Below are 21,613 nucleotides of genomic sequence, written 5' to 3' on the forward strand. Positions count from 1 at the left end.
TCCGGATGAAACCCTCTGTCGAGGACACAAAAAAACGCCCCGCTTGCGCGGGGCGTTCGTGTGTTTCCGAAAAGAGAGAGTGGTCAGACCGCGTAAGGCGTCGGATCGATGAGCCCGGCATCGGCGAAACCGGCCTTGCGCAAGCGGCAGCTGTCACACGCACCGCAGGCCAGGTCACCCGGCTGCGGATCGTAGCAGGACCAGCTCATTCCGGCATCCATGCCCAGCCGCGCCGCCTCCCGCGCGATGTCCGCCTTGCCCATGTACTGCAGCGGCGCGTGAATGCGGAAGTTCGTGCCCTGGTCGCCTTCCTTGGTCGCCAGCTTCGCGATGTCCTCGAACGCGGCGATGAACTCGGGCCGGCAATCGGGATAACCCGAGTAATCCAGCGCGTTCACCCCGATGAAGATATCCGAGGCCCCGATCGCTTCCGCCCATGCCAGGGTCAGTGAAAGGAACACTAGGTTGCGCGCCGGAACGTAAGTCACCGGCACGTCGGTGCCCACGCCGTCCTTGGGCACATCGATATCGCCCGTCAGCGCGGAGCCGCCGAACTGCCGCAAGTCGAGCGGAAGGATGACATGGCGCTCTGCCCCGACGAACGCGGCAATCGTCCGCGCGGAGTCGATCTCGCAGCGGTGGCGCTGGTTGTAGTCGATGGTCAGCGCGTTCACGGCGAAACCCGTTTCGCGGGCTATGCCGGCCGCCACCATGGAGTCGAGACCGCCGGAAAGAAGCACGACCGCCTTCCGGCCTTCGGTATTTTGAGAAAGCTGCATGGCCCTGCGCTAGGCTTTCGCCGGAGCGATGACAACCGTGTGCTTACCCTAGTTGCGGCAGGCACCCAGCCGGCGACCTTCACCCGCATAAGCGAAGGGCAGGCCATTGACGATGCCCTGGGTGTCGATCTGCACCAGGGCATCGGTCTCGCGGCGAATGCGCGTGCGGCCGTAACCCTGGCCCGCACAGGTATATTGCACCACGACTTCGGCGGGCGAATCTTCGACGACCACGGAATTGCAGGCCAGCCCGGCATGGCGGAGCTGGATCAACTGGCGCCCGCTGCGAACGCAGACATCGTTGACGGAGCCGCCCTGCCCCCGCTCGCGCAGCTCCCAGGAGCCCGACTCCAGCTGGTCCAGCATGTCCAGAGACCGCTTCTGTCCCATCACCCCCGACCCGGCGCCCAGCGCCGCGCCGACAGTCAGGACGATAAGGGCCGTCCGCATCCGCAGTTGTAAAACAGGGGAGCCCTTGCGGGCCGAACGGGAGGTATTTCGTGCCTGGGGCTTGGTCATGGGCCCCATATCGTCATTCCCCGCCGACAAGACAAGCCGGTCGGCGGGATGAAAATTACTACACGGGGACGTGCAAGATCTTGGAACAGAAAGCACAATCCACGGGAACCATACCCGTTTCGTCTCGCATGTCGGCCTTTTCGCTTTCGGGGAAGCGTTCGAGGATGTTCCGATAGTATTCCACCGAACAGCGGCAGCCACGCTCCAGCGGCTCCAGCGGCTCGACCCGGACTTCGTCTTCCTCGTGGAAAAGCCGCCAGACGAGCTGCTCCAGATTCAACACCGGATCCACCAGTTCGGCCGGCTGGACGCTCTGGGTCATGATCGAGACATGCTCCCAATCCGGATGGGTCTCCTTGGCATGGAGCCGCTCCTTGCCTTCCTCGCCGTCCGGCAGGTGCTGCACCAGCAGTCCGCCGGCCACACAGCGCAGTTCATTGGAGCGAACCGAAACGCGGATGACGGTAGGCAACTGTTCGGACTGCGCGAAATAGTTCTCGCAGGCTTCCGCCAGCGAGGCGCCTTCCAGCGGCACCACGCCCTGATAGCGCTGGTTCGAGGCTTCCAGATCGAAAGTGATCGCCAGGTAACCGGCACCGAAGATCGCCTCCAGCGAGCAATCTTCCTCAAGCCGCTCGACCAGGTCCGGATCGTGGCGCAAGTAGCCACGCAGTTCCCCATTACGATAATCGCAGACGAGCAGGTCCACCGCGCCGCCCTCGGCCTGGGCCTGGAAGGTCAGCTGCGCGCCATCTTCCTTGAGCAGAGAGCCCATCAACGCGGTCAGCACCAGCGCCTCGGCCAGGACATGCTTGACGACCTTGGGATAGCTATGCGCGGAAAGCACCGTTTCCAGCACCGGCCCCAGCCGCACGACACGCCCGCGCGCGTGGCGCGCGGGAACCGTGAAGGCCAGGACGCGATCGAACCCGGTGTCGTCGCTGCGCAGCGTATCGTCGATCACAGCTTGCCCAGCGCCCAGAGCAAGACGGATTTCTGGGCGTGGATGCGGTTCTCTGCCTCGTCCCAGGCGCCTGACTGCGGTCCGTCGATCACATCGTCCGTCACTTCCTCTCCGCGGTGCGCGGGCAGGCAGTGCAGGAACATGGCATTGTCGGCCGCAGCGCCCATGAGCGCCGGGTTGACCTGGTAAGGCTGCATCGCCGCGACATGCACCTCGCCGCCAGCCTGGCCCATCGAGACCCAGGTATCGGTGACGACCACTTGCGCGCCGCGAACGGCCTCGACCGGATCCTGCGTGAAGATCACTTCGCCGCCCGCTGCGCGGGCGCGCTCGACGAAGCCGGCATCGGGCTCATAGCCTGCCGGACCGCCGATACGGATGGTGAACTTCATCAGCCCTGCCGCCTCGATCAGCGAGTTGGCCACGTTGTTGCCATCGCCCAGCCAGGCGAGCTGAAGCCCGGGCAGCGAGAAGCCGCGCTCGACGATGGTCAGCAGATCGGCCACGATCTGGCAGGGGTGCGAAAGGTCGGTAAGTCCGTTGATGACCGGCACGTCGGCATGGCGCGCCAGTTCCTCGATCTTGGCGTGATCGTCGGTGCGGATCATGATCGCATCGACCATGCGGCTGAGCACGCGGGCGGTATCCGCCACCGTTTCGCCGCGGCCGAGCTGCGTCGAACCCGATTCGAGGATCAACGCACTGCCGCCGAGCTGGCGCATGGCCATGTCGAAAGAGACGCGGGTGCGAGTGGAGTTCTTCTCGAAGATCATCGCCAGCACATGACCGTCCAGCGGGGCGTCGGCATCGGACTTGCCCTTGGGCCAACCCTTGCGTGCCGCCTTGCGGTCTATGGCATCGTTGATCATCGCGGCCAGGACGGGGCCGCCGGCGTCACTCAGGTCTACGAAATCCCGGCTCATCAGGCCACCCCTTCAGGCTGGTAGCTTGCGGCAGCCGCGGAAAGCCGGTCCATGAACTCGTCGATGTGGCTGTCGTCGATCACCAGCGGCGGCAGCACGCGCACGACGTTGTCGCCGGCCGAAACGGTCAGCACCTGATGATTGTCGCGCATGTGGGCCACGAAGGCGCGCGGTTCGCTCTTCAGCTTGATGCCGATGAACAGGCCGCGCCCGTGGACCGATTCGAACAGCTCGGGATAATTGCCGATGAACTGTTCCAGCCGTGCGCGCAGGCGTTCGCCCTTGGCGCGGACATCGGCGAGGAAGGCCTCGTCCGAAACCACGTCGAGCACCGCGCCGATCGCGGCCATGGCGAAGGGATTACCGCCATAGGTCGAGCCATGCGCGCCGATCACCATGCCGCGCGCGGCCTTCTCGGTGGCGAGGCAGGCGCCGACCGGGAAGCCGCCGCCGATGCCCTTGGCGGTGGACATGATATCCGGCACCACGCCAAACTGCTCGTAAGCATAGAGCGTGCCGGCGCGGCCGACGCCGCTCTGCACTTCGTCGAGGACGAGCATGAGGTCATGCTCGTCGCAAAGCTGGCGCAGCCCCTGGAGGAATTCGTCGGAGGCGATGCGCACGCCGCCTTCGCCCTGGATCGGCTCGACCAGGAAACCGGCCGTGTTGGGGCCGATCGCAGCCTTGGCCGCTTCCAGGTCATTGAAGTCCAGGTACTTGAAACCAGGCAGCAGCGGCAAGAAGCCCTTGTGCATCTTTTCCTGGTTGGAGGCGCTGATCGTCGCCATGGTCCGGCCGTGGAAGGCGTTGTTGAACGTGATCAGCTCGTACTTGTGGTCGTTGCCGACGTGCTGGTGATAGGCGCGCGCAGTCTTGATCGCGCACTCCACCGCTTCCGCGCCGGAATTGGTGAAGAACACGGTATCGGCGAAAGTCAGGTCGATGATGCGCTGGGCAATCGCCTCGCCCTGCGGGCTGCCGTAAAGATTGGAGACGTGCATCAGCGTCTCGGCCTGCTTCTGGATCGCACCGATCAGGCCGGGATGCGAATGGCCCAGCAGGTTGACGGCAATGCCGCTGGCGAAATCGAGGAATCGGCGACCGTCTTCACTGATGAGGTGGCAGTGTTCGCCGCGAACGGGCCGAACGCCGCACCGGGGGTACACGGGCATCAGCGGAGTGATCGACATGACGGAATTCCTCGATAACGAAACAGTGAAGTGAAAACGGGAATCGCAAACGACAAATGGCGGCCCTATCCGGACCGCCATTTGCGCGCTTTTAGGTGTTTGCAGGCTCCCGGTCAAACACCGGAAGCGTTGCAGGCTGATCAGCCCTGGAGCGGCGCCAGGTTGACCGCCGAGTACTTGCCTCGTCGATCGACCTCGATGTCGAACTCCACGCGATCGCCTTCGTTCAGAGCGCCAAGGCCCGAACGCTCGACAGCGCTGATGTGAACGAATGCGTCCGGCTGGCCGTCATCACGGGTGATGAAGCCGAAGCCCTTCATGGAATTGAAGAACTTCACGGTGCCGGTGGCCTTTTCGCCGGTCAGCTGACGCTGCGGCGCAGGCTCGCGCTTTTCGACAGGGATCACGTCGCCGACGACGACGAGTTCGCTGGCCGAAATCTTGCCGCCGCGATCGACGAGCTGGAATTCGAGCTGCTGGCCTTCAGCCAGGCCTTCGAGGCCGGCACGTTCCACTGCGCTGATGTGCACGAAGACGTCTTCGCCGCCTTCATCGCGCTGAATGAAACCGAAGCCCTTGGCGCCGTTGAAGAACTTTACGACGCCCTTGCCCTGGCCGACGACCTGGGCAGGCATTCCGCCGCCACCGCCGCCACCGCGGGGTCCGCCGAAGCCGCCACCGCCGCCGCCGCCGCCGCCGCGCGGGCCGCCGAAGCCGCCGCGATCACCACCGCCGCCGCCGAAGCGGTCACCGCCGCCGAAACCACCGCGGTCACCACCGCCACCGCCGAAGCGATCGCCGCCGCCACCGAAACGGTCACCGCCACCGAAACGATCCTGGCCGGCGAAGAACGGATCGAACTCGTTCTCACCAAAACCACCATCGCGCTTGTCGCGTCCCCTTCCGCGACGACCTCTGTCAAAACCCATGTCTACGAACGTACCTTCGCTGCGCCCCAAAAAGCATAAACCCGGTCACGTGGACGAACCGCGCCGGGCGGCAAGCAAGACAGCCGGGACAAGCCGGATCCTACCTGCGATCTCCAGTCATACACGAGGTTCTGCCACATGGCGAACACAATTACGGTCCAGAATCCCGTCCAATCGACGAAATAACGCATTTTCACGACGTTCCGGCTTGCTTTTAGCGGGAACAGGGCGCTTGACGTGGACGAATTTCAGGCCGAACCGGGGCGCAAACAGCCCGTTTCATACCGGAGACTCGCTTTCATGTTCCGCCAGATCACCGACTCCGTCTTCGCCAGCCCGCAAATCGGCACCGAAGCCATCGCCGAAGCGAAGGAAATGGGAATCGTGCGGATAGTGAACAACCGCCCCGAGGGCGAGAGCGACGATCAGACGCCGGGCGATGCGATCGAGGCGGAAGCGCGCGCCGCAGGGATCGACTATGTGGCCATTCCCGTGGGCCACGGCGGTTTCAGCCAGGCCCAGGTCGATGCCATGGCCAAGGCCCTGGATACTGCCGATGGTCCGGTTCTGGCCTATTGCCGTTCGGGAACGCGATCGACCCTGCTCTGGGCGCTGGCCCGTGCCAAGGCGGGGGACAACCCTTCCGTGATCGCATCGAAGGCCGCCGCAGCGGGCTACGACGTCTCGCCGATCCGCCAGCTTATCGATATGTTCGCCGCCGGCAATTGAGCCTGCCGGCTGCACGGCGCTTCGGGGCTTTCGCGCGCTAGAGCGCGATTTCGCCCTGTTCGCCGGTGCGGACGCGCAGCACATCGGCCAGGTCGAAGACGAAGATCTTCCCGTCCCCGATTTCCTCGGTGCTGGCCGTGTTGCGGATGATCTCTATCACCGTGCCGGCAAAAGCATCCGAAACGGCGATTTCCAGCTTCAGCTTGGGCACCATGCTCGAGGCGTATTCCGCGCCGCGATAGATCTCGCTCTGCCCCTTCTGCCGGCCGAAGCCGCTGACTTCCGAGACTGTCAGGCCCGAAATTCCGGCGGCGGACAGCGCCTCCCTCACTTCGGCGAACTTGAACGGCTTGATGATCGCGATGATGTACTTCACGCCCGTTCTCCTGGCCGGTTCAAGCCTCGAAAGGCCGGTTCAAGTACCCGAGGGCTCCTGCGCGGAAGCTGCAGGGCGAGCATCCCACATCCGGGCGCGACCACAAAGCGATTTGGCACGAAAAATGGGCCGGAGCGGCTGGCTCCGGCCCTTGAGTTTGTGTTCGCAGGAGGAACATCTGTAGGCGGCGACGGGTGAGAGGAGAGGAGGAAGTACCCGCCGCCGCCAAACTTGAAGCTTAGTTGTAGGCGCGCTCGCCGTGCTCGCCGATGTCGAGACCTTCCAGTTCGACTTCGGGAGCGACGCGCAGGCCGGTGACTGCCTTGGCGACATAGATCGCGACGACGGTGCCGATCGTGGAGATCACGATCGTGGCGAGAACCGCTTCGAACTGGATCACGAGCTGCGAGCCGATCGAGAAGTCCGCCTTGCCCGGGCCGCCGAGCGCCGGCGAACACACGATGCCGGTGCCGATGGCGCCGACGATGCCGCCGATGCCGTGGACGCCGAAGGCATCCAGCGCGTCGTCATAGCCGAGCATGGGCTTGAGCTTGCTTACGGCGAAGAAGCAGATGATCGAAGCGACCGCGCCGAGAACGATGGCGCCGAAGGGACCCGAATTGCCCGCAGCAGGGGTGACGGCGACGAGGCCGGCGACGACGCCCGAGCAGAAGCCCAGGGCCGAACCCTTGTGACCGGCCAGACGCTCGGCGAGCATCCAGAACAGGCCGGCAGAGGCGGTGGCGACGAAAGTGTTGATCATGGCAAGGCTGGCGGCGCCGTTGGCCGAGAGAGCCGAGCCGGCGTTGAAGCCGAACCAGCCCACCCACAGCAGGCCGGTGCCGACGAAAGTCAGCGTAAGCGAGTGCGGCGGCATCGGTTCGTTGGGGTAGCCCTTGCGCTTGCCCAGGATCAGCGCGGCCACCAGTGCCGAAACGCCGGCATTGATGTGGACCACGGTGCCGCCGGCATAGTCGAGCGCGCCGAGACCGAAGAAGTAGCCGGTCGGTGCCCAGACCATGTGCGCGATCGGGAAGTAGACGATCGTCAGCCAGATGGCCGCGAAGACCATGACTGCCGAGAACTTGATGCGTTCGACCGTCGAGCCCAGGACCAGCGCGATGGTGATCGCCGCGAAAGTCATCTGGAAGCAGACAAAGACGTATTCGGGAATGGTGCCCGAAACCGAATCGGGGGTGATGCCCTTGAGGAAGGCCTTGCCGAAGCCGGCGACGAAGGCGTTGCCGCCATCACCGAAGGCCATGGTGTAGCCGTACATGACCCAGATCAGCATGGCGAAGCTGGCCGCTGCGCCGATCTGCGTCATGGTCGAGAGCATGTTCTTCGAGCGGGTCAGGCCGCCGTAGAACAGGGCGAGGCCAGGCAGGATCATCAGGAAGACGAGCAACGTCGACGTCAACATCCAGGCGGTATCGCCCTTGTCGATGGTCGGCGTGGCGGCGGCGTCCTGCGCCCAGGCAGGCATGGCGGCGAACAACGACGCACCCAGTGCGCCGGCGCCGCAAAGAATCTTGCGGTTCATCGTGGTTTCCCTCCTGTCGAAAGCGCCGGTCAAAGCGCGGTATCCCCGGACTCGCCGGTGCGGATGCGCACGGCTGCAGCCAGATCGAGGACGAAGATCTTGCCGTCGCCGATGGCTTCGGTGCTGGCGACCTGCTGGATCGTTTCCACGATCTTCGGCGCCAGATCGTCCGGCGCGGCCACTTCGATCTTCACTTTCGGGAGCATGTTGGTCGAATACTCGGCCCCACGATAGATTTCGGTCTGACCCTTCTGGCGCCCGAAGCCCTTCACTTCGGACACGGTCATTCCGGCGACACCGATTGCGCCCAACGCTTCCCGAACTTCGTCGAGCTTGAAGGGTTTGATGATGGCTATGATGAACTTCATGCCTATCCCCTGTTTGTTACCGGCCCCGCGCCGGCTGAAAACAGGATATGCAAAGGGCGTGCCAATTCTTCGATTGGCTCAATTCGGCGTGAATTTAATCAGCCGAACGCAAGTGCAGCATGATGCGTCGCTCGATTCGTGAGCACTTGCCTATTTTTTAGGCAGCTCCAGCGAGGCGAACACGGGCAGATGATCGGATCCTATCGCCGAGAGCGCGCTGTGGTGCACATTTGTTCCCAGGACAGACCACTGCTCGGACACAATGATGCGGTCCAGCCTGGCCATCGGCCTGCGCGAGGGGAAGCTGCGGCCCGGCACCAGAACATGCCAGGGCGCGTGAAACTCCCGGAAACAGCCGCCATTGGCCGACCATTCGTTGAGATCGCCCATCATCACGGTGGGCACGGCGCTATCGCAGCGAGCGCAATGGTCGAGGACACTTCGCACCTGCAACCGGCGGCGCAGGCCGGAAAGGTCGAGATGCATGCCCACGACCCGGAAACGATGCCCCTCCAGCGAGAGATCGGCCCGGATCGCCCCGCGCGGCTCCAGCACCGGGAGCGGGACGGGCTCCGCCGCGAGCAGTTCGATCCCCTTGCGGACCAGGATGGCATTGCCGTGCCAGCCCAGGCTGTCCGGCTTCATCGACAGCGGCACCGGCACATAATCGGTGGTGGTATGGATCGCATCGAGGGGAAGCGCGCTCATCCGGCGGCCGAAACGGCGGTCCACTTCCTGCAGGGCCACAACGTCCGCATCGATCTCGCGCAGGACGGTCAGGATGCGCTCAGGGTCTCGCCGCCGGTCGAGACCGACGGCCTTGTGAATGTTGTAGCTGGCGAACTTGATCTGCAACGAACGACTTTCCGGCCAAGGGGATAGCGTAGCAATCCGCCGGAATAGCATGAGGTTCCCGGTTCGTCGTCCCGGAGCTGATCCGGGACGACGAGATCCTCAACGCTCCTTGGTGGCGCTGAAGGTCAGGTCCGGGTTGCGTTCCTGCTGATAGCTGACGTCCCAGGCCGAGCGCGCCATGAACACGGGGTCGCCGTCGCGGTCCTTGGCGAGGTTCATCTTGTTGAATTCGGCGAAGTCGCGCAGCGTCTTGTCATCGCCCTTGATCCAGCGGGCGGTGTCGAACGGCGAGCCTTCCAGCACGGCCTCGACCTTGTACTCGGCTTCGAGGCGGCTGATCAGCACGTCGAGCTGGAGCTGGCCGACCACGCCGACGATCCATTGCGAACCGATCTCCGGGTAGAACACCTGGATCACGCCCTCTTCCGAGAGATCGTCCAGCGCCTTCCTCAGCTGCTTGGTCTTGGTCGGATCCTTCAGGGCGACGCGGCGCAGGATTTCGGGCGCGAAGTTCGGCAGGCCGGTGAAGCGCACCTGATTCTTCTCGGACAGGGTGTCGCCCACGCGCAGGGTGCCGTGGTTGGGAATGCCGATGATGTCGCCCGGCTCGGCATTGTCGGCGATCTCGCGGTCCTGCGCGAAGAACAGGATCGGGGAGTGCACCGCGATCGGCTTGCCCAGGCCCGAGGGCGTCAGCTTCATGCCGCGCTTGAAGGTGCCCGAGACCAGCCGCATGAAAGCGATGCGGTCGCGGTGCATGGGGTCCATATTGGCCTGGACCTTGAAGATGAAGCCGGTGACTTCCTTGTTCTCCGGCTCGATCGTGCCCTCGTTCGAAGGCTGCGGACGCGGTGGCGGGGCGAACTTCTCGATCGCGTCGATCAGTTCGGTGACGCCGAAGTTCTTGAGCGCCGAGCCGAAGTAGACCGGGGTGAGGTCGCCGCCGCGATAGGCGTCGACGTCGAATTCGGGATAACCGGCCTGTGCCAGTTCCAGTTCCTCGGCCACGGCTTCGGGCAGGGTCACGTTCTCGTCGACTTTGCCGAGGAATTCCTTGCTCGGCCCTTCCGGACGGCTGACCTTGCCCGTGGCGATGTCGAGAATGCCTTCGAACAGCCCGCCCATGCCGACCGGCCAGGACATCGGGCAGACATCCAGCGCCAGCATGTCGGCCACTTCGTCCATCAGGTCGAAGCAGGCGCGGCCTTCGCGGTCGACCTTGTTGATGAACGTGATGATCGGCACCGAGCGCAGGCGGCAGACCTCGAAGAGTTTGCGGGTCTGCGGCTCGATGCCCTTGGCCGCGTCGATCACCATGATCGCCGAATCGACGGCGGTGAGCGTGCGGTAGGTGTCTTCCGAGAAGTCCTCGTGACCCGGCGTATCGAGCAGGTTGAAGGTGATCCCGTCGCGCTCGAAGGTCATGACCGAGCTGGTCACGGAAATGCCGCGCTGTTGCTCGATCTTCATCCAGTCTGACCGCGCGCGCCGCGCGGCGCCGCGTGCCTTGACTTGCCCGGCCAGATGGATCGCGCCGCCTTGCAGCAGCAGCTTCTCGGTCAGGGTGGTCTTACCGGCGTCTGGGTGCGAGATGATCGCGAAAGTGCGCCGGGACTGGTGGGGGACATTGCTCATCGGCGCGCTATTAGTGGGCGCGGGGCAAGATGGAAAGGGCGGAAAGGGGACACGGCCCACCGCCGCTACCCAGCCCACCTTCGTCATTGCGAGCGGAGCGAAGCAATCCAGGGCAGTTCCGCGCCGCTCTGGATTGCCGCGTCGGCTTCGCCTCCTCGCAATGACGAAGGTTGGGGAGGCGGGAAGGCGGGAAGCCGCGCTCAGCCTGCCGCGCAACCCGGAAACCCGAGGTTGCGACGACCTGCCAGGCGAACCCTCTCTAGCCTGCTCTCCACCTTCGTCATTGCGAGCAGAGCGAAGCAATCCAGGGGCCGTCTTGCGCCGCTCTGGATTGCTTCGTCGACTCCGCCTCCTCGTGGATGACGAAGGTTGGGGCGCGGGAGAGAAGCCGCGCTCAGCCCTCCCGCGCGACCTGGAAGCCCGCGAAAGACTGGCTGACCGGCATCAGTTCCAGCGTGTTGATATTGAGGTGCGCCGGCAAGGTCGCCACCCAGAGCACGGTTCCGGCGATGTCCTCTGCCGTCATCGGATTGGCGCCGCCATAAAGGTTGTCCGAGGCCTGCTGGTTGCCGCCCGTGCGCACGAGGGTGAACTCGGTCTCCACCATGCCCGGCTCGATCGAGGTGACGCGCACGCCCGTACCCGCGAGGTCCGAGCGCAAGCCGAGCGAGAACTGGTGCACGAAGGCCTTGGTGCCGCCATAGACGTTGCCACCGGTGTAGGGATAAGTCGCCGCCACCGAGGACAAGTTGACGATCGCGCCCTTGCGCTCGACCAGCGCGGGCAGGAGCTTGTGGGTGAGCGAGACCAGCGCCGTGACATTGGTGTCGATCATCGTCTTCCAGCTTTCCAGCGAGGCGCTCTGGGCCGGCTCGGTGCCGAGAGCGAGACCGGCATTGTTCACCAGGCAATCGATGCCTGCGAATTCGGCCGGGAGCGCGGCAAGGGCAGCGTCGCGCGCAGCTTCGTCGCGCACGTCGAAGACAGCGGCGTGGAACGTGTCCGCGCCCAGTTCGGCCTTCAGCGCGTCCAGGCGCTCCGCCCGGCGGCCGGTGCCGACCACGCGCCAGCCGGCAGCGATGAACGCGCGGGCGCAGGCCTCGCCGATACCGGAAGTGGCGCCGGTTACGAGTGCGGTCTTCATTGGGAAAGGTCTCCTAGTCGGCGGTCAGGACGGTAACGTCCATGCGAAAGCTGCGGTTTGCACCGGGGTCGAGCGAAAGCACGCCGGGCTTGGCGCGGAATTCGCCGGTATAGCCTAGGGGATCGGCGATGCCCTGCCACGGTTCGATGCAGAGATAGTTCGCCCCCGGCTTCTGCCAGATCCCGAGCATCGGCGTGTCCGGGAAAGCAACGGCAAGCTGCCCGCCGCCGGGTGCGCCGAACGTGAGCGCCCGGCTGGCGAGCCGGTCCCAGATCAGCGCGTCGGTCTCGAACTGCGCGGGCTCGGGCGTCAGCAGATGTCCCTCGACCGGCGTCGCCACCGGTTCGGGCAGAACGAGGCCGGTCGGCATGTCGATGCGGCGAATCGGCTGGGGTTCCGGCTGCTCGAAGGCGATCGTGTGATCGGCCTTGGCCGCGCCGCCCGGCAGCGGCCAGGCGAAGGCAGGATGATAGCCGAAGCTGAACGGCATGACCTCGCCGCCCGCATTGGTCACCGTGGCCTGGGTGTGGAGGCTCATGCCTTCCAGGCGGAAGTCCAGGTCCAGCGTGAACGCGAAGGGATAGACCTTGCGCGTCTCGTCGCTGTCGCGAAGGCGGAGGCGGACGTGATCGCCCGCAATCTCCACGAGTTCGAACAGCGAATGGCGCGCGAAACCATGCTTGGGCAGTTTGTATTCGCGGTCACCCAGCCGATAGCGATTGCCGTTCAGCGCGCCAACGATGGGGAACAGGATCGGAGCATGGCCGGTCCAGAACGCCGGGTCGGCATCGGTCATGTATTCGAGGCCGGCATGGTCGGTAAGCGACCAGAGTTCGGCCCCGAACAGCGCGATTCGCGCCGTGAGGTCGCCGGAAGAAATCGTCACGAAGTCCATGTCGGTCACCGGCTATCTCCGAAAGGATTCGTCGCCCCGGACCAAGTCCGGGACGACGTATGGCATCAACCCCGCAGAACCGCGCCCAGCTTGGCGGCGGCGGCGGTCACCTTGTCGCTGATCGCCTTGAGGTCTTCTTCCTTGTAGCTCTTGTCCAGAGGCTGGAGCGTGACTTCGAGCGCCAGCGACTTCTGGCCCTCGGGCACGCCCTGCCCCCGGAAGTCGTCGAACAGGCGGACCGCGACGATGTTCGCCTTGTCCGCGCCCGCCACCATGCGGACGAGATCGGCTGCAGCCTGCTCGACCGGCACCAGGAACGCGAAGTCGCGCGTCACCGCCTGGAGCGCCGGGGGCGCATAGCGGGTGCGGGCGAAGGTGGCGGCGCCCTTCTTGCCGGGGATCGCGTCGAGGTAGATCTCGGCCACGGCCACCGGGCCTTCGATGTCGAACTGCTTGGCCACCGTGGGGTGCAGCATGCCGAAGCGCGCCAGCACGTTCTTGGGGCCGAGGCGCAGCGTGGCCGACTGGCCGGGGTGGAACTGCGGGCCATGCCCGGAGTCGTCAACGCCCATGACCTGAAGCTTCTCGACCGGAGCGCCGGCCTCGGCCAGCAGCGCGGTGACTTCGGCCTTGGCGTCATAGGCGTCGAAGGCAGTCGCCTTGCCGGTTGCCCAGCCGCGCGAGACCTTCTCGCCAACCAGGACGAAGCCGAGAGCAAGGCGCTCGTCGCTCGCACCGCCCGCGCCGCGCAGATAGCGACGGCCGAGTTCGAACAGGCGCAGCGACGACGCACCGCGATCGAGGTTGCGCTTGGCCGCCATCAGCAGGCCCGGCAGCAGCGAAGGCCGCATGACCTTCATGTCCTCGCTGATCGGGTTGGCCAGCGACCACAAGGCATGGCCGTCCGCAAAGGCATCGGCCTCGGCGGTGGGCAGGAACGACCAGGTAACCGCCTCGTGCAGCCCCCGCGCGGCAGCGGCGCGGCGAACGCGGCGCTCCAGCGCCTGGGTCGGCGTGGCGGTCGGGCGGGCGACGCCGTCGGCGCGCGGCAGGGCGACGCTGGTCACCTTGTCGAGCCCGTTGATGCGGACCACTTCCTCGACGATGTCGGGCGCGCCGTCCACGTCCGGACGCCAGCCGGGAACGGTGATGGCCCACGACTTGTCGAAGTTCGCCTGCTCGGCGACGACCGAGAAGCCCAGGCTCTCCAGGATGTGCTGCTGTTCGCCGGGCTCGATCGTCACGCCGCCCAGCTTCTCGGTCAGCGCCGGATCGAAGTGGACGATCTTCGGGGTGGCCGGGGCCGCGCCACTGCGCACCGCCTGCGAAGCTTCACCGCCGCACAGCGTCTGGATCAGCTGGGTGAGGTGGTCGAGGCCGGTGTCGAGGAAGTTCGGATCGATCCCGCGCTCGAAACGGCTGCGCGCGTCCGAGGTAAGGTTGAGCTTGCGGCCTGTCTTGGCAATGCGCTCCGGATCGAAGTAGGCGATTTCGAGCAGGACGTCGGTAGTCTCGTCCCCGCAGCCCGAATGCTCGCCGCCCATGATGCCGGCAATGTCGTGCACGCCCGAATCGTCGGCGATCACGGTCATCTCGGCGTCGAGCGTGTAGGTCTTCTCGTTCAGCGCGACGACCGTCTCACCGTCCGTCGCACGGCGCGCCACGACCGCGCCGTTCAGCTTGGCAAGGTCATAGGCGTGGGCCGGGCGGCCATAGGCCAGCATCAGGTAGTTGGTGGCATCGACCAGCGCCGAGATCGGACGCTGCCCTGCGGCCTTCAGGCGATCCTGCAGCCACTGCGGCGAAGGGCCGTTCTTCACGCCCTTGATCACGCGGCCATAGAACGCCGGGCAACCCTCTGCATCGTCGGTGCGCACGTCCACCGGACAGGGGAAGCTGCCGGGAATGTCCAGCACTTCGATCGGCTTCAGCGTGCCGATGCCGACGGCGGCCAGATCGCGCGCGATGCCGTAGACGCCCATGCAGTCCGGACGGTTCGGGGTGATCGCCACCTCGATCACCGGATCGGCGCCGTGGTAGTCCGCGAAAGGCGTGCCGACCGGCGCGTCCGCGGGCAGTTCGATGATGCCCTCGTGATCTTCGCCCAGTTCCAGCTCGCGCGTGGAGCACATCATGCCGTTCGATTCGACGCCGCGCACGGCGGCGACCTTCAGCACCATGCCGTTGGCGGGCACCGTGGCACCGGCAAGGCCAAGCACACCGACAAGGCCCGCACGCGCATTGGGCGCGCCGCAGACGACCTGGAGCACGCCCTCACCCGTATCGACGGTGAGGACCTGCAGCTTGTCCGCCTGCGGATGCTTGTCCGCCGTCAGCACCTTGGCCACGCGGAAGCCGGCCAGCTTGGCGGCGGGGTCTTCGATGCCTTCGACCTCAAGCCCGATGGCATTGAGCTTCAGCGCGATATCCTCAAGCGAGGCGTCGGTCTCAAGGTACTGCTTGAGCCAGGAAAGCGAGAACTTCATTTTCTAGATCCTTCCCGCGCTCAGGCCGGAGTGCCAACGCCGCCCGAAAGGGTCGGCACGTCGAGGGCGGAGAAACCGTAGTGGGAGAGCCAGCGCACATCGCCATCGAAGAAGGCGCGCAGGTCGTCCATGCCGTACTTCAGCATGGCGAGGCGATCGATGCCGATGCCGAAGGCGAAGCCCTGCCATTCGTTCGGATCGAGCCCGGCGAATTCGATGACGCGGCGATTGACCATGCCCGAGCCGAGCACTTCCATCCAGCCGCCCTCGCCCTTCGACGGATCGCCGCCGATCACGCGCTTGCCGTCGATCAGGGTAAAGCCGATGTCCGCTTCCACCGAGGGTTCGGTGAAGGGGAAGTAGCTGGGGCGCAAGCGCAGGACGATGTCCTCACGCTCGAAGAACGCCTTCAGGAAGGTTTCCAGCGTCCACTTGAGGTGGCCGAGGTGGACGTCCTTGTCGATCACCAGGCCTTCGACCTGGTGGAACATCGGCGTGTGGGTGGCGTCGCTGTCCGAACGATAGACGCGGCCCGGCGCGATGATGCGCAGCGGCGCACCCTGCTGGAGCATGGTACGCATCTGCACCGGCGAGGTGTGGGTGCGCAGCAGCATCTCGCGGTTCTGGGCGTCGCGGTCCGGGAAGTAGAATGTATCGTGCATCGCGCGCGCCGGGTGGCTTTCCGGCATGTTGAGCGCGGTGAAGTTGTGCCAGTCGTCCTCGATCTCCGGCCCGGTGGCGACCGAGAAGCCGAGGTCGGCGAAGATCTCGGCAATCTCGTCCATCACTTGCGAGATCGGGTGCACGGTGCCGCGCGGCGCTTCGGGTGCGGGCAGCGAGAGGTCGATCGTCTCGGCGGCCAGGCGGGCGTTCAGCGCCGCCGTCTCCAGCGCGTCCTTGCGGGCGGCGAGCGCGTCGCTCACGCTTTCACGCAGCGCGTGGATCTTCGGCCCTTCGACCTTGCGCTCTTCGGGATCGAGCTTGCCCAGCGTCTTCAGCAGGCCGGAGATCGAACCCTGCTTGCCCAGAAACTCGACACGCAGCGCCTCCAGCGTATCGAGATCGGATGCTTCCGCAATCCGCGAGAGCGCCTCCTGGCCGGTTGCTGCGTAGTCCACTGGTGGTCTGCCTGACTGTTGCTGATATCTGGAAGCGCGGTCCTTAAGGGGACGGCCGGCAAATCGCAACGGCGGCAATCGCGATGACACTCATCCGGACGGCATGTCGCCGGCCCCGACTAGCGCAAGGCGAGACGGGCGTGGCGCGCCCTTTCGCGCATGAGCGGCCCGGTCACCGGCTTGTCCAGCTTGGCATATTGCCGCGGGGTCATGCCCATGAAGGCCCGGAAATCGCGGACGAACTGGGCCTGGTCGTGATAGGCGGAATCGATCGCGCCGATCCACTTGCGCTTGGGCTCCAGCGTGAACTGCTCGATGCTGCGCAGGAACCGCTGGCGGCGCAGCAGGAGCTTGGGCGGGAAACCGAAAGCGGCGCGGCAGACGCGCTCCACCATGCGCGGATGCGCGCGGACGCGGGCGGCCAGGTCAGTGGCGGAGCGCACTTCCGGATTGGCGAGCGCCTCGCAGATGGCCAGGATGAGGTCTTCGTGGACCACCGGGCGGCGCGGCATGGCGGCGACGAAAGCGGTCAACCGGTCGAGCTGATCGCCCGGGCTATCCTCGGCCGCCAGGGCATCGTGAAGCGGCTTGAAATGGGCGAAGACCGGATCCGCGTCGCCATCGACCAGCACATTGGCATAGCGGTCGGCCGGCACGCCCAGGAACGTCGCCCAGCCGAGCGGGGTCAGGCCGAAGCCCCACTCCCGCGCCGTGGCCATGGAGAAGCGCACTTCCTGCGAGCGCGGGCCGGTGACCGAGAAGCGGCAGCTTTCCAGTCGAGATCCGGCGCGAATCTCGCCATCGCCTGTCGACCCGAAATGGAAGCGCAGACTGGCCCAGTCGGGAAACAGGACGTCATGGAGACGTTCGTTCTCGCCCAGTTCGATTTCACAGTAAAACAGCACCGACAGGTAGCGATCGAGGCCCGCTGGTACGGGACAATACTGTATGACGACCCGCCTAGCTGTCATTCCCTGTCTATTCTTCGTGTCACGCCTTACCCCTGTCCTTTTGGTACGAGGACTTGCAGGGGAGTGCAAACTTTTCGAAGGCGTGGATAATTTACCGCACAAACAATTCGGGGCGCGGATGCCTTAAGCACCCGCGCCCCGAATGTGTTTCGCGTGATCCGCGAAGACCGGCGCCTAGGCCCCGGCTTCGACGGTTCAGGCTGCCGGAATGGCAGCCTTCGCCTGAGCGACCACAGCCGAGAACACCGAACCTTCGTTCATGGCGAGGTCGGCCATCGACTTGCGATCGAGTTCGATGCCGGCGAGCTTAACGCCGTGCATGAACTGCGAGTAGGTCAGGCCTTCGGCGCGGACGGCAGCGTTGATGCGCTGGATCCAGAGAGCGCGGAAGGTGCGCTTCTTGATCTTGCGGTCGCGGTACGCGTACTGGCCGGCCTTTTCGACGGCCTGGCGGGCAACGCGGATCGTGTTCTTACGACGGCCGCGGTAACCCTTGGCCTGTTCCAGAAGACGCTTGTGCTTGGCGCGGGTGGTAACACCCCTCTTGATACGGCTCATAGGTCAGTACTCCTCAGTTGAGCCCGTAGGGCGCCCACTTCTTGATCGTCTTGGCATCGGCGTCGGAAATGACTTCGGTGCCGCGATTCTGGCGGATGTACTTGCCGTTATGGCTCATCAGGCGGTGGCGCTTGCCGGCTACGCCGTGCTTCACCTTGCCGGTGGCGGTGAGCTTGAAGCGCTTCTTCACACCGCTCTTGGTCTTCAGCTTGGGCATTTTCGTCTCCTTTCACAGGGACACGTCCGGTCAGCCATGGCAGCCCTTTTCGCCAGGCGGACGCGCGAATCTCTTTGGTTAAAGACTCAACCGTGTCGATTGAAGGGGGCGCCTTTAGTGAGAGAATCGGCGGAAGGCAAGGGGTGAGCGCGTTGTCAGACACGGTGGTCTGCAAAAACGGCCGCCGGGGGTTCCGGGCGGCGCCAGCGCCAGCCCGACCCGGGCACGCGCGCGCCCGACCCGGCCTAGTCCCCCGCGTAGATCATCTTGCGGGTCATGCCCCCGTCCACGACGATCTGCTGGCCGGTCACGAAACCGGCGCCTTCTCCCGCCAGCCACTCGACGGTGCCGGCGATGTCCTCCACCACCCCCACGCGTCCCACCGGGTGCTGCGCGCGGTCTTCGGCCGAATGCCGCGGTTCTTCCCGCCTTGCCGCTTTCTGCCAAGGCCCCGTCTCGATCCAGCCGGGCAGGACCGCATTCACCCGGATCTCCGGCCCCAGTCCCACCGCCATGGCGTGGGTCAGCGCGCAGAGCCCGCCCTTCGAGGCGGCATAGGCATATGTATGAGGCTCCGACTGCAAGGCCCGGGTGGAGGCGATATGCACCACGCTTGCCGGGGCGCCGCAGCGAAGCAGGCCCAGCGCCTCGCGGGTGCAGAGGAAAGCGGAAGTGAGGCTAGCATCGATCCAGCCCTGCCACGCCTCCAGCGTAAGGTCCTCCAGCGGGCCGGCATAGGGATCGGCGATTCCGGCATTGTTCACCAGCAGGTGGGCGGCTTCGGTCCACTTGCCGATCCGGGCGAAGGCGGCGCGGACCGGCTTCTCCTGTCCGACGTCGCACGTCAGCGGCAGGAAACGGTCCTCCGGCAGCAGCGCCGCCAGTTCGCCAAGCGCCTCTTCATCGCGGTCCAGCGCCGCGACCCGCCAGCCGAGGCCCGCGAAGTGCAGGACCAGCCCGCGGCCGATGCCCGCCCCGCCGCCCGTCACGATTGCCGTCCTGTCCGTCATGTCCATCTCCTCGGGCGCCCTCTCAGGCGCCATTGCGCGGAGTGGTAAAGGCCTGGCGCCCCGTCAGTTCCAGCCAGGCGAGATAGTCGCCGGTCAGGATCGGTGGAGAGCCCTTGGGCAAGGCAATGCGCCAGAGATAGATTTCCGCCTGGCGCCGCCGGCCGTTCGCGCCGCGCACCGGCATGGTCCGGCGCCGGTACTCGCGCCCCTCGTAGCGGTCGAGCTTGGCAAGGTCACCCGGATGGAGCGCCAGTTCGCAAAGCGTTCCCTGCACCCGCGCTCCGGACTTGGCCGGCACGAGCGCGGGAAACCAGCCGTCCCCGCCGCGAATCGCCCGGATTCTCCCCGGAACGCTGGCCGGCTCGGCCGAAACCATCCGCGCCGCGACCCAACGCCCCATGCGGGTTCCGGCGTGGGGCTGGAGCGTTCCATAGACGAACAGCCGGACCTTGCGCATCGCGGGCCTCTGCGCCGGGGTCAGTGGTGGCAGTCCAGCGCTTCCACGACGTCTTCCAGCCGTGCCGGGTCGCCAATGGCCAGAACATGCCCATCCGACTGCGCATGGAGCGGTTCGCCGTTCCAGTCGCACATCGTCCCGCCCGCGCCTTCGACCACGGGGACCAGGGCGGCCCAATCGTGCAGCTTCAGCCCGGCCTCGCAAACGACGTCGAGATGGCCGCTCGCCAGCAATCCGTAGTTGTAGCAGTCGCCCCCCATGACCATCCGCTTATGGTCGGTCTTGGCCGCCAGGGTCATGAAGTGCTCGCCCTGGTGGTCGTCGAAATAGTGGGGGCCGGTGGTTGCCAGCATGGCGTCGGAGAGTTCGCGGCAGGGGCGGGTGCGCACTTCCTTGCCATTGAACGTGGTGGGGAAGCCGCTCGCGCCGACCCAGCGTTCGCCCAGGATCGGCTGGTCGATCACGCCCAGCACCGGCCAGCCATCGACGAGCAGCGCGATCAGCGTGCCGAAGATCGGGCGGCCGGCGATGAAGGAGACGGTGCCGTCGATCGGATCGAGCACCCAGGTCCGGCCCGAAGTGCCTTCCTCGCTGCCGAATTCCTCGCCGATGATACCATCGCGCGGGACTTCGGCCTTGAGGATCCGGCGCATCGCTTCCTCGGCGGCGCGGTCCGCGACAGTGACCGGCGAGGCGTCGCCCTTGCGCTCCACCCCGACGCCGGAGCGGAAGTGCGGGCGAATCGCGTCCCCGGCGGCGTCGGCAAGGCGCAGGGCGAGGGCGATGTCGTTGTCGAGTTTCATGCCCCCTGCTCTGCCCGCCACGGCGATGGCAGGTCAAGGGACCATCGGAAAAACCGCCAGATTGGCCGCAATCCGGGCCTGTGGAGAAACTCTATGGGTTTTTCCCACATTGCAGCGCTCCGGACACGCACTTATTCCATGGCTGGGGCCGCAGCGAATGCAGAAGAACGGAAGCAGGGTACATGTACCATAAAGTGCGGCCGGCCATCGACAGTGCGATCGTGCCGGAACAGGGAACGACCAAGGGCGGACAACCGCTCAGCTACAACAGAGCACCCGCCCCGGACCTCGCGCCCTGGATCGGGCGGCTCTATGTCACCAAGGTGGCGGCACCGGCGGACTACACGCTGCAGTGCGGCCTGTTCAACGACACCGCCTTCCTGCGCATCCAATTGGCCGGTCTTTGGGAGGCCGAGACCGCCGGCGGCCGGATAGAGGCAGGCAATGCCGCGATGTTCTGCGGCCCGCAATCGCATCGCATGCCGATCCGCGTCACCGGCAGCTTCATCAGCGTGGGCCTGGCCTTTCGGCCCGGCGCCTGCACCGCGCTGCGCGGGCCGCGCGTGGGCGAGCATCTCGACCGTCTGGCCTCCACCGATCTCGTCGGGATACCCTCCGACCGGATCCTGGCCATGCTCGAACCGGATGCCGAGCCGGAGGAATGGCTCCACGCCCTGGAAGCGATGATGCGCAAGCGGATCGAACATATGGGCGCGCCCCTGCCCGACCCGATCAGCGCCCGGTTCGAGGACATCAGCTACCGCGATCCCGCCATGTCGATCGCCGATGCCGCGGCGGCCTGCGGGGTGGAGCGGCGCAAGCTGGAGCGGGTGGTCAATCGCGACTTCGGCATGGCCCCCAAGCAGGTGCTGCGCCGCGCCCGCGCGCTGGACATGGCCAGCTTCCTGCGCGGTGTGGCCGACAAGGACGAAGCCGACGAGATGGCCCTGCGCTATTATGACGAGAGCCACCTGATCCACGAGTTCACCGAACTGTTCGGCATCTCGCCCCGCCAGTTCGCACAGACTCCGCAGCCGATCCTCACCCTGTCGCTGGAATCGCGCCAGGCCCGGCGGCTGGAAGCGCTGCACCGGCTGGAGCCCGGCCAGACGCGGCCCTGGGAATAGCCGTCCCGGCCCGGAAA

The 21,613-nt window shown here is 65.7% G+C and carries 23 protein-coding genes; 2 read left to right on the plus strand and 21 right to left on the minus strand.

What is annotated here, in order from left to right:
• Positions 1 to 83 precede the first annotated feature (83 nt).
• The 6 genes from queC to ACZ1J6_RS17005 all read right to left on the minus strand — a co-directional run bounded on the left by queC (position 84) and on the right by ACZ1J6_RS17005 (position 5,304).
• A complete protein-coding gene (gene queC / locus ACZ1J6_RS16980; protein ID WP_465127585.1) occupies positions 84 to 779 on the minus strand; it encodes a 7-cyano-7-deazaguanine synthase QueC in 696 nt (231 codons plus the stop codon).
• 48 nt (positions 780 to 827) lie between these two features.
• Entirely contained in the window at positions 828 to 1,298 is a 471-nt protein-coding gene (locus tag ACZ1J6_RS16985) for a hypothetical protein (protein ID WP_243654144.1), read from the minus strand.
• A 58-nt stretch (positions 1,299 to 1,356) separates the two neighbouring features.
• Positions 1,357 to 2,262, minus strand: coding sequence for an Hsp33 family molecular chaperone HslO (gene hslO, locus ACZ1J6_RS16990; protein ID WP_132264640.1), 906 nt, complete (start codon positions 2,260 to 2,262; stop codon positions 1,357 to 1,359).
• Positions 2,259 to 3,185, minus strand: a complete 927-nt coding sequence (gene argF, locus ACZ1J6_RS16995) for an ornithine carbamoyltransferase (protein WP_465127586.1) — start codon at positions 3,183 to 3,185, stop codon at positions 2,259 to 2,261. Before argF ends, hslO begins: the two co-directional genes overlap by 4 nt.
• Positions 3,185 to 4,375, minus strand: coding sequence for an aspartate aminotransferase family protein (locus ACZ1J6_RS17000; protein ID WP_134094719.1), 1,191 nt, complete (start codon positions 4,373 to 4,375; stop codon positions 3,185 to 3,187). Before ACZ1J6_RS17000 ends, argF begins: the two co-directional genes overlap by 1 nt.
• Before the next feature lie 140 nt (positions 4,376 to 4,515).
• Positions 4,516 to 5,304, minus strand: a complete 789-nt coding sequence (locus tag ACZ1J6_RS17005; RefSeq protein ID WP_465127587.1) for a cold-shock protein — start codon at positions 5,302 to 5,304, stop codon at positions 4,516 to 4,518.
• Positions 5,305 to 5,604: 300 nt separating this feature from the next.
• Here ACZ1J6_RS17005 and ACZ1J6_RS17010 point away from each other — a divergent pair, with 300 nt between their 5' ends.
• On the plus strand, positions 5,605 to 6,033 hold the full coding sequence (locus tag ACZ1J6_RS17010) for a protein tyrosine phosphatase family protein (RefSeq protein WP_132264635.1): 429 nt from the start codon (positions 5,605 to 5,607) through the stop codon (positions 6,031 to 6,033).
• A gap of 37 nt (positions 6,034 to 6,070) precedes the next feature.
• Here ACZ1J6_RS17010 and ACZ1J6_RS17015 read toward each other — a convergent pair whose 3' ends face one another.
• The 15 genes from ACZ1J6_RS17015 to hisN form a co-directional block, all read right to left on the minus strand.
• Positions 6,071 to 6,409, minus strand: a complete 339-nt coding sequence (locus ACZ1J6_RS17015; RefSeq protein ID WP_132264634.1) for a P-II family nitrogen regulator — start codon at positions 6,407 to 6,409, stop codon at positions 6,071 to 6,073.
• 238 nt (positions 6,410 to 6,647) lie between these two features.
• A complete protein-coding gene (locus ACZ1J6_RS17020) occupies positions 6,648 to 7,952 on the minus strand; it encodes an ammonium transporter (protein WP_132264632.1) in 1,305 nt (434 codons plus the stop codon).
• A 29-nt stretch (positions 7,953 to 7,981) separates the two neighbouring features.
• Positions 7,982 to 8,320 (minus strand): P-II family nitrogen regulator, encoded by a 339-nt coding sequence (locus ACZ1J6_RS17025; protein WP_132264630.1) that lies wholly within the window; start codon positions 8,318 to 8,320, stop codon positions 7,982 to 7,984.
• A 150-nt stretch (positions 8,321 to 8,470) separates the two neighbouring features.
• Positions 8,471 to 9,175, minus strand: coding sequence for an endonuclease/exonuclease/phosphatase family protein (locus ACZ1J6_RS17030; protein WP_132264629.1), 705 nt, complete (start codon positions 9,173 to 9,175; stop codon positions 8,471 to 8,473).
• Positions 9,176 to 9,274: 99 nt separating this feature from the next.
• The gene (locus ACZ1J6_RS17035) at positions 9,275 to 10,810 is read right to left on the minus strand and encodes a peptide chain release factor 3 (RefSeq protein WP_132264627.1); all 1,536 of its coding nucleotides are present in this window, start codon (positions 10,808 to 10,810) and stop codon (positions 9,275 to 9,277) included.
• Between the two features lie 394 nt (positions 10,811 to 11,204).
• Positions 11,205 to 11,954 carry an SDR family NAD(P)-dependent oxidoreductase gene (locus ACZ1J6_RS17040; RefSeq protein WP_442046954.1) on the minus strand — a complete coding sequence of 250 codons (750 nt, stop codon included), beginning with the start codon at positions 11,952 to 11,954 and terminating at the stop codon, positions 11,205 to 11,207.
• A gap of 13 nt (positions 11,955 to 11,967) precedes the next feature.
• Entirely contained in the window at positions 11,968 to 12,849 is an 882-nt protein-coding gene (locus ACZ1J6_RS17045; RefSeq protein ID WP_465128259.1) for an aldose 1-epimerase family protein, read from the minus strand.
• A 65-nt stretch (positions 12,850 to 12,914) separates the two neighbouring features.
• A complete protein-coding gene (pheT, locus tag ACZ1J6_RS17050; RefSeq protein WP_465127588.1) occupies positions 12,915 to 15,335 on the minus strand; it encodes a phenylalanine--tRNA ligase subunit beta in 2,421 nt (806 codons plus the stop codon).
• A gap of 20 nt (positions 15,336 to 15,355) precedes the next feature.
• Positions 15,356 to 16,453, minus strand: a complete 1,098-nt coding sequence (pheS, locus tag ACZ1J6_RS17055; protein WP_465127589.1) for a phenylalanine--tRNA ligase subunit alpha — start codon at positions 16,451 to 16,453, stop codon at positions 15,356 to 15,358.
• 119 nt (positions 16,454 to 16,572) lie between these two features.
• Positions 16,573 to 17,358, minus strand: coding sequence for a helix-turn-helix domain-containing protein (locus ACZ1J6_RS17060; protein WP_166675276.1), 786 nt, complete (start codon positions 17,356 to 17,358; stop codon positions 16,573 to 16,575).
• A 261-nt stretch (positions 17,359 to 17,619) separates the two neighbouring features.
• Complete coding sequence (rplT, locus tag ACZ1J6_RS17065; protein WP_132264618.1) at positions 17,620 to 17,982, minus strand: 50S ribosomal protein L20; 363 nt, start codon at positions 17,980 to 17,982, stop codon at positions 17,620 to 17,622.
• A gap of 13 nt (positions 17,983 to 17,995) precedes the next feature.
• Positions 17,996 to 18,199 carry a 50S ribosomal protein L35 gene (gene rpmI, locus ACZ1J6_RS17070; protein ID WP_021232722.1) on the minus strand — a complete coding sequence of 68 codons (204 nt, stop codon included), beginning with the start codon at positions 18,197 to 18,199 and terminating at the stop codon, positions 17,996 to 17,998.
• 245 nt (positions 18,200 to 18,444) lie between these two features.
• Entirely contained in the window at positions 18,445 to 19,209 is a 765-nt protein-coding gene (locus tag ACZ1J6_RS17075) for an SDR family oxidoreductase (RefSeq protein ID WP_465127590.1), read from the minus strand.
• A gap of 22 nt (positions 19,210 to 19,231) precedes the next feature.
• Positions 19,232 to 19,666, minus strand: coding sequence for a gamma-glutamylcyclotransferase family protein (locus tag ACZ1J6_RS17080; protein ID WP_132264615.1), 435 nt, complete (start codon positions 19,664 to 19,666; stop codon positions 19,232 to 19,234).
• Between the two features lie 20 nt (positions 19,667 to 19,686).
• Positions 19,687 to 20,469, minus strand: coding sequence for a histidinol-phosphatase (hisN, locus tag ACZ1J6_RS17085; RefSeq protein WP_134094725.1), 783 nt, complete (start codon positions 20,467 to 20,469; stop codon positions 19,687 to 19,689).
• A gap of 182 nt (positions 20,470 to 20,651) precedes the next feature.
• Between hisN and ACZ1J6_RS17090 the strand changes: the two genes are divergently transcribed.
• Positions 20,652 to 21,596 (plus strand): helix-turn-helix domain-containing protein, encoded by a 945-nt coding sequence (locus ACZ1J6_RS17090; protein ID WP_134094726.1) that lies wholly within the window; start codon positions 20,652 to 20,654, stop codon positions 21,594 to 21,596.
• Positions 21,597 to 21,613 lie beyond the last annotated feature (17 nt).

It is taken from the genome of Novosphingobium sp. BL-S-21, from assembly GCF_055521655.1.

What these genes read in the sequence shown, in the direction of transcription:
- queC (WP_465127585.1), bottom strand. Translation starts at nt 779, where the DNA reads ATGCAGCTTTCTCAAAATACCGAAGGCCGGAAGGCGGTCGTGCTTCTT.
- ACZ1J6_RS16985 (WP_243654144.1), bottom strand. Translation starts at nt 1,298, where the DNA reads ATGACCAAGCCCCAGGCACGAAATACCTCCCGTTCGGCCCGCAAGGGC.
- argF (WP_465127586.1), bottom strand. Translation starts at nt 3,185, where the DNA reads ATGAGCCGGGATTTCGTAGACCTGAGTGACGCCGGCGGCCCCGTCCTG.
- ACZ1J6_RS17000 (WP_134094719.1), bottom strand. Translation starts at nt 4,375, where the DNA reads ATGTCGATCACTCCGCTGATGCCCGTGTACCCCCGGTGCGGCGTTCGG.
- ACZ1J6_RS17005 (WP_465127587.1), bottom strand. Translation starts at nt 5,304, where the DNA reads ATGGGTTTTGACAGAGGTCGTCGCGGAAGGGGACGCGACAAGCGCGAT.
- ACZ1J6_RS17010 (WP_132264635.1), top strand. Translation starts at nt 5,605, where the DNA reads ATGTTCCGCCAGATCACCGACTCCGTCTTCGCCAGCCCGCAAATCGGC.
- ACZ1J6_RS17020 (WP_132264632.1), bottom strand. Translation starts at nt 7,952, where the DNA reads ATGAACCGCAAGATTCTTTGCGGCGCCGGCGCACTGGGTGCGTCGTTG.
- ACZ1J6_RS17025 (WP_132264630.1), bottom strand. Translation starts at nt 8,320, where the DNA reads ATGAAGTTCATCATAGCCATCATCAAACCCTTCAAGCTCGACGAAGTT.
- ACZ1J6_RS17035 (WP_132264627.1), bottom strand. Translation starts at nt 10,810, where the DNA reads ATGAGCAATGTCCCCCACCAGTCCCGGCGCACTTTCGCGATCATCTCG.
- ACZ1J6_RS17040 (WP_442046954.1), bottom strand. Translation starts at nt 11,954, where the DNA reads ATGAAGACCGCACTCGTAACCGGCGCCACTTCCGGTATCGGCGAGGCC.
- ACZ1J6_RS17045 (WP_465128259.1), bottom strand. Translation starts at nt 12,849, where the DNA reads ATGGACTTCGTGACGATTTCTTCCGGCGACCTCACGGCGCGAATCGCG.
- pheT (WP_465127588.1), bottom strand. Translation starts at nt 15,335, where the DNA reads ATGAAGTTCTCGCTTTCCTGGCTCAAGCAGTACCTTGAGACCGACGCC.
- rplT (WP_132264618.1), bottom strand. Translation starts at nt 17,982, where the DNA reads ATGAGCCGTATCAAGAGGGGTGTTACCACCCGCGCCAAGCACAAGCGT.
- rpmI (WP_021232722.1), bottom strand. Translation starts at nt 18,199, where the DNA reads ATGCCCAAGCTGAAGACCAAGAGCGGTGTGAAGAAGCGCTTCAAGCTC.
- ACZ1J6_RS17075 (WP_465127590.1), bottom strand. Translation starts at nt 19,209, where the DNA reads ATGACGGACAGGACGGCAATCGTGACGGGCGGCGGGGCGGGCATCGGC.
- ACZ1J6_RS17080 (WP_132264615.1), bottom strand. Translation starts at nt 19,666, where the DNA reads ATGCGCAAGGTCCGGCTGTTCGTCTATGGAACGCTCCAGCCCCACGCC.
- hisN (WP_134094725.1), bottom strand. Translation starts at nt 20,469, where the DNA reads ATGAAACTCGACAACGACATCGCCCTCGCCCTGCGCCTTGCCGACGCC.
- ACZ1J6_RS17090 (WP_134094726.1), top strand. Translation starts at nt 20,652, where the DNA reads ATGTACCATAAAGTGCGGCCGGCCATCGACAGTGCGATCGTGCCGGAA.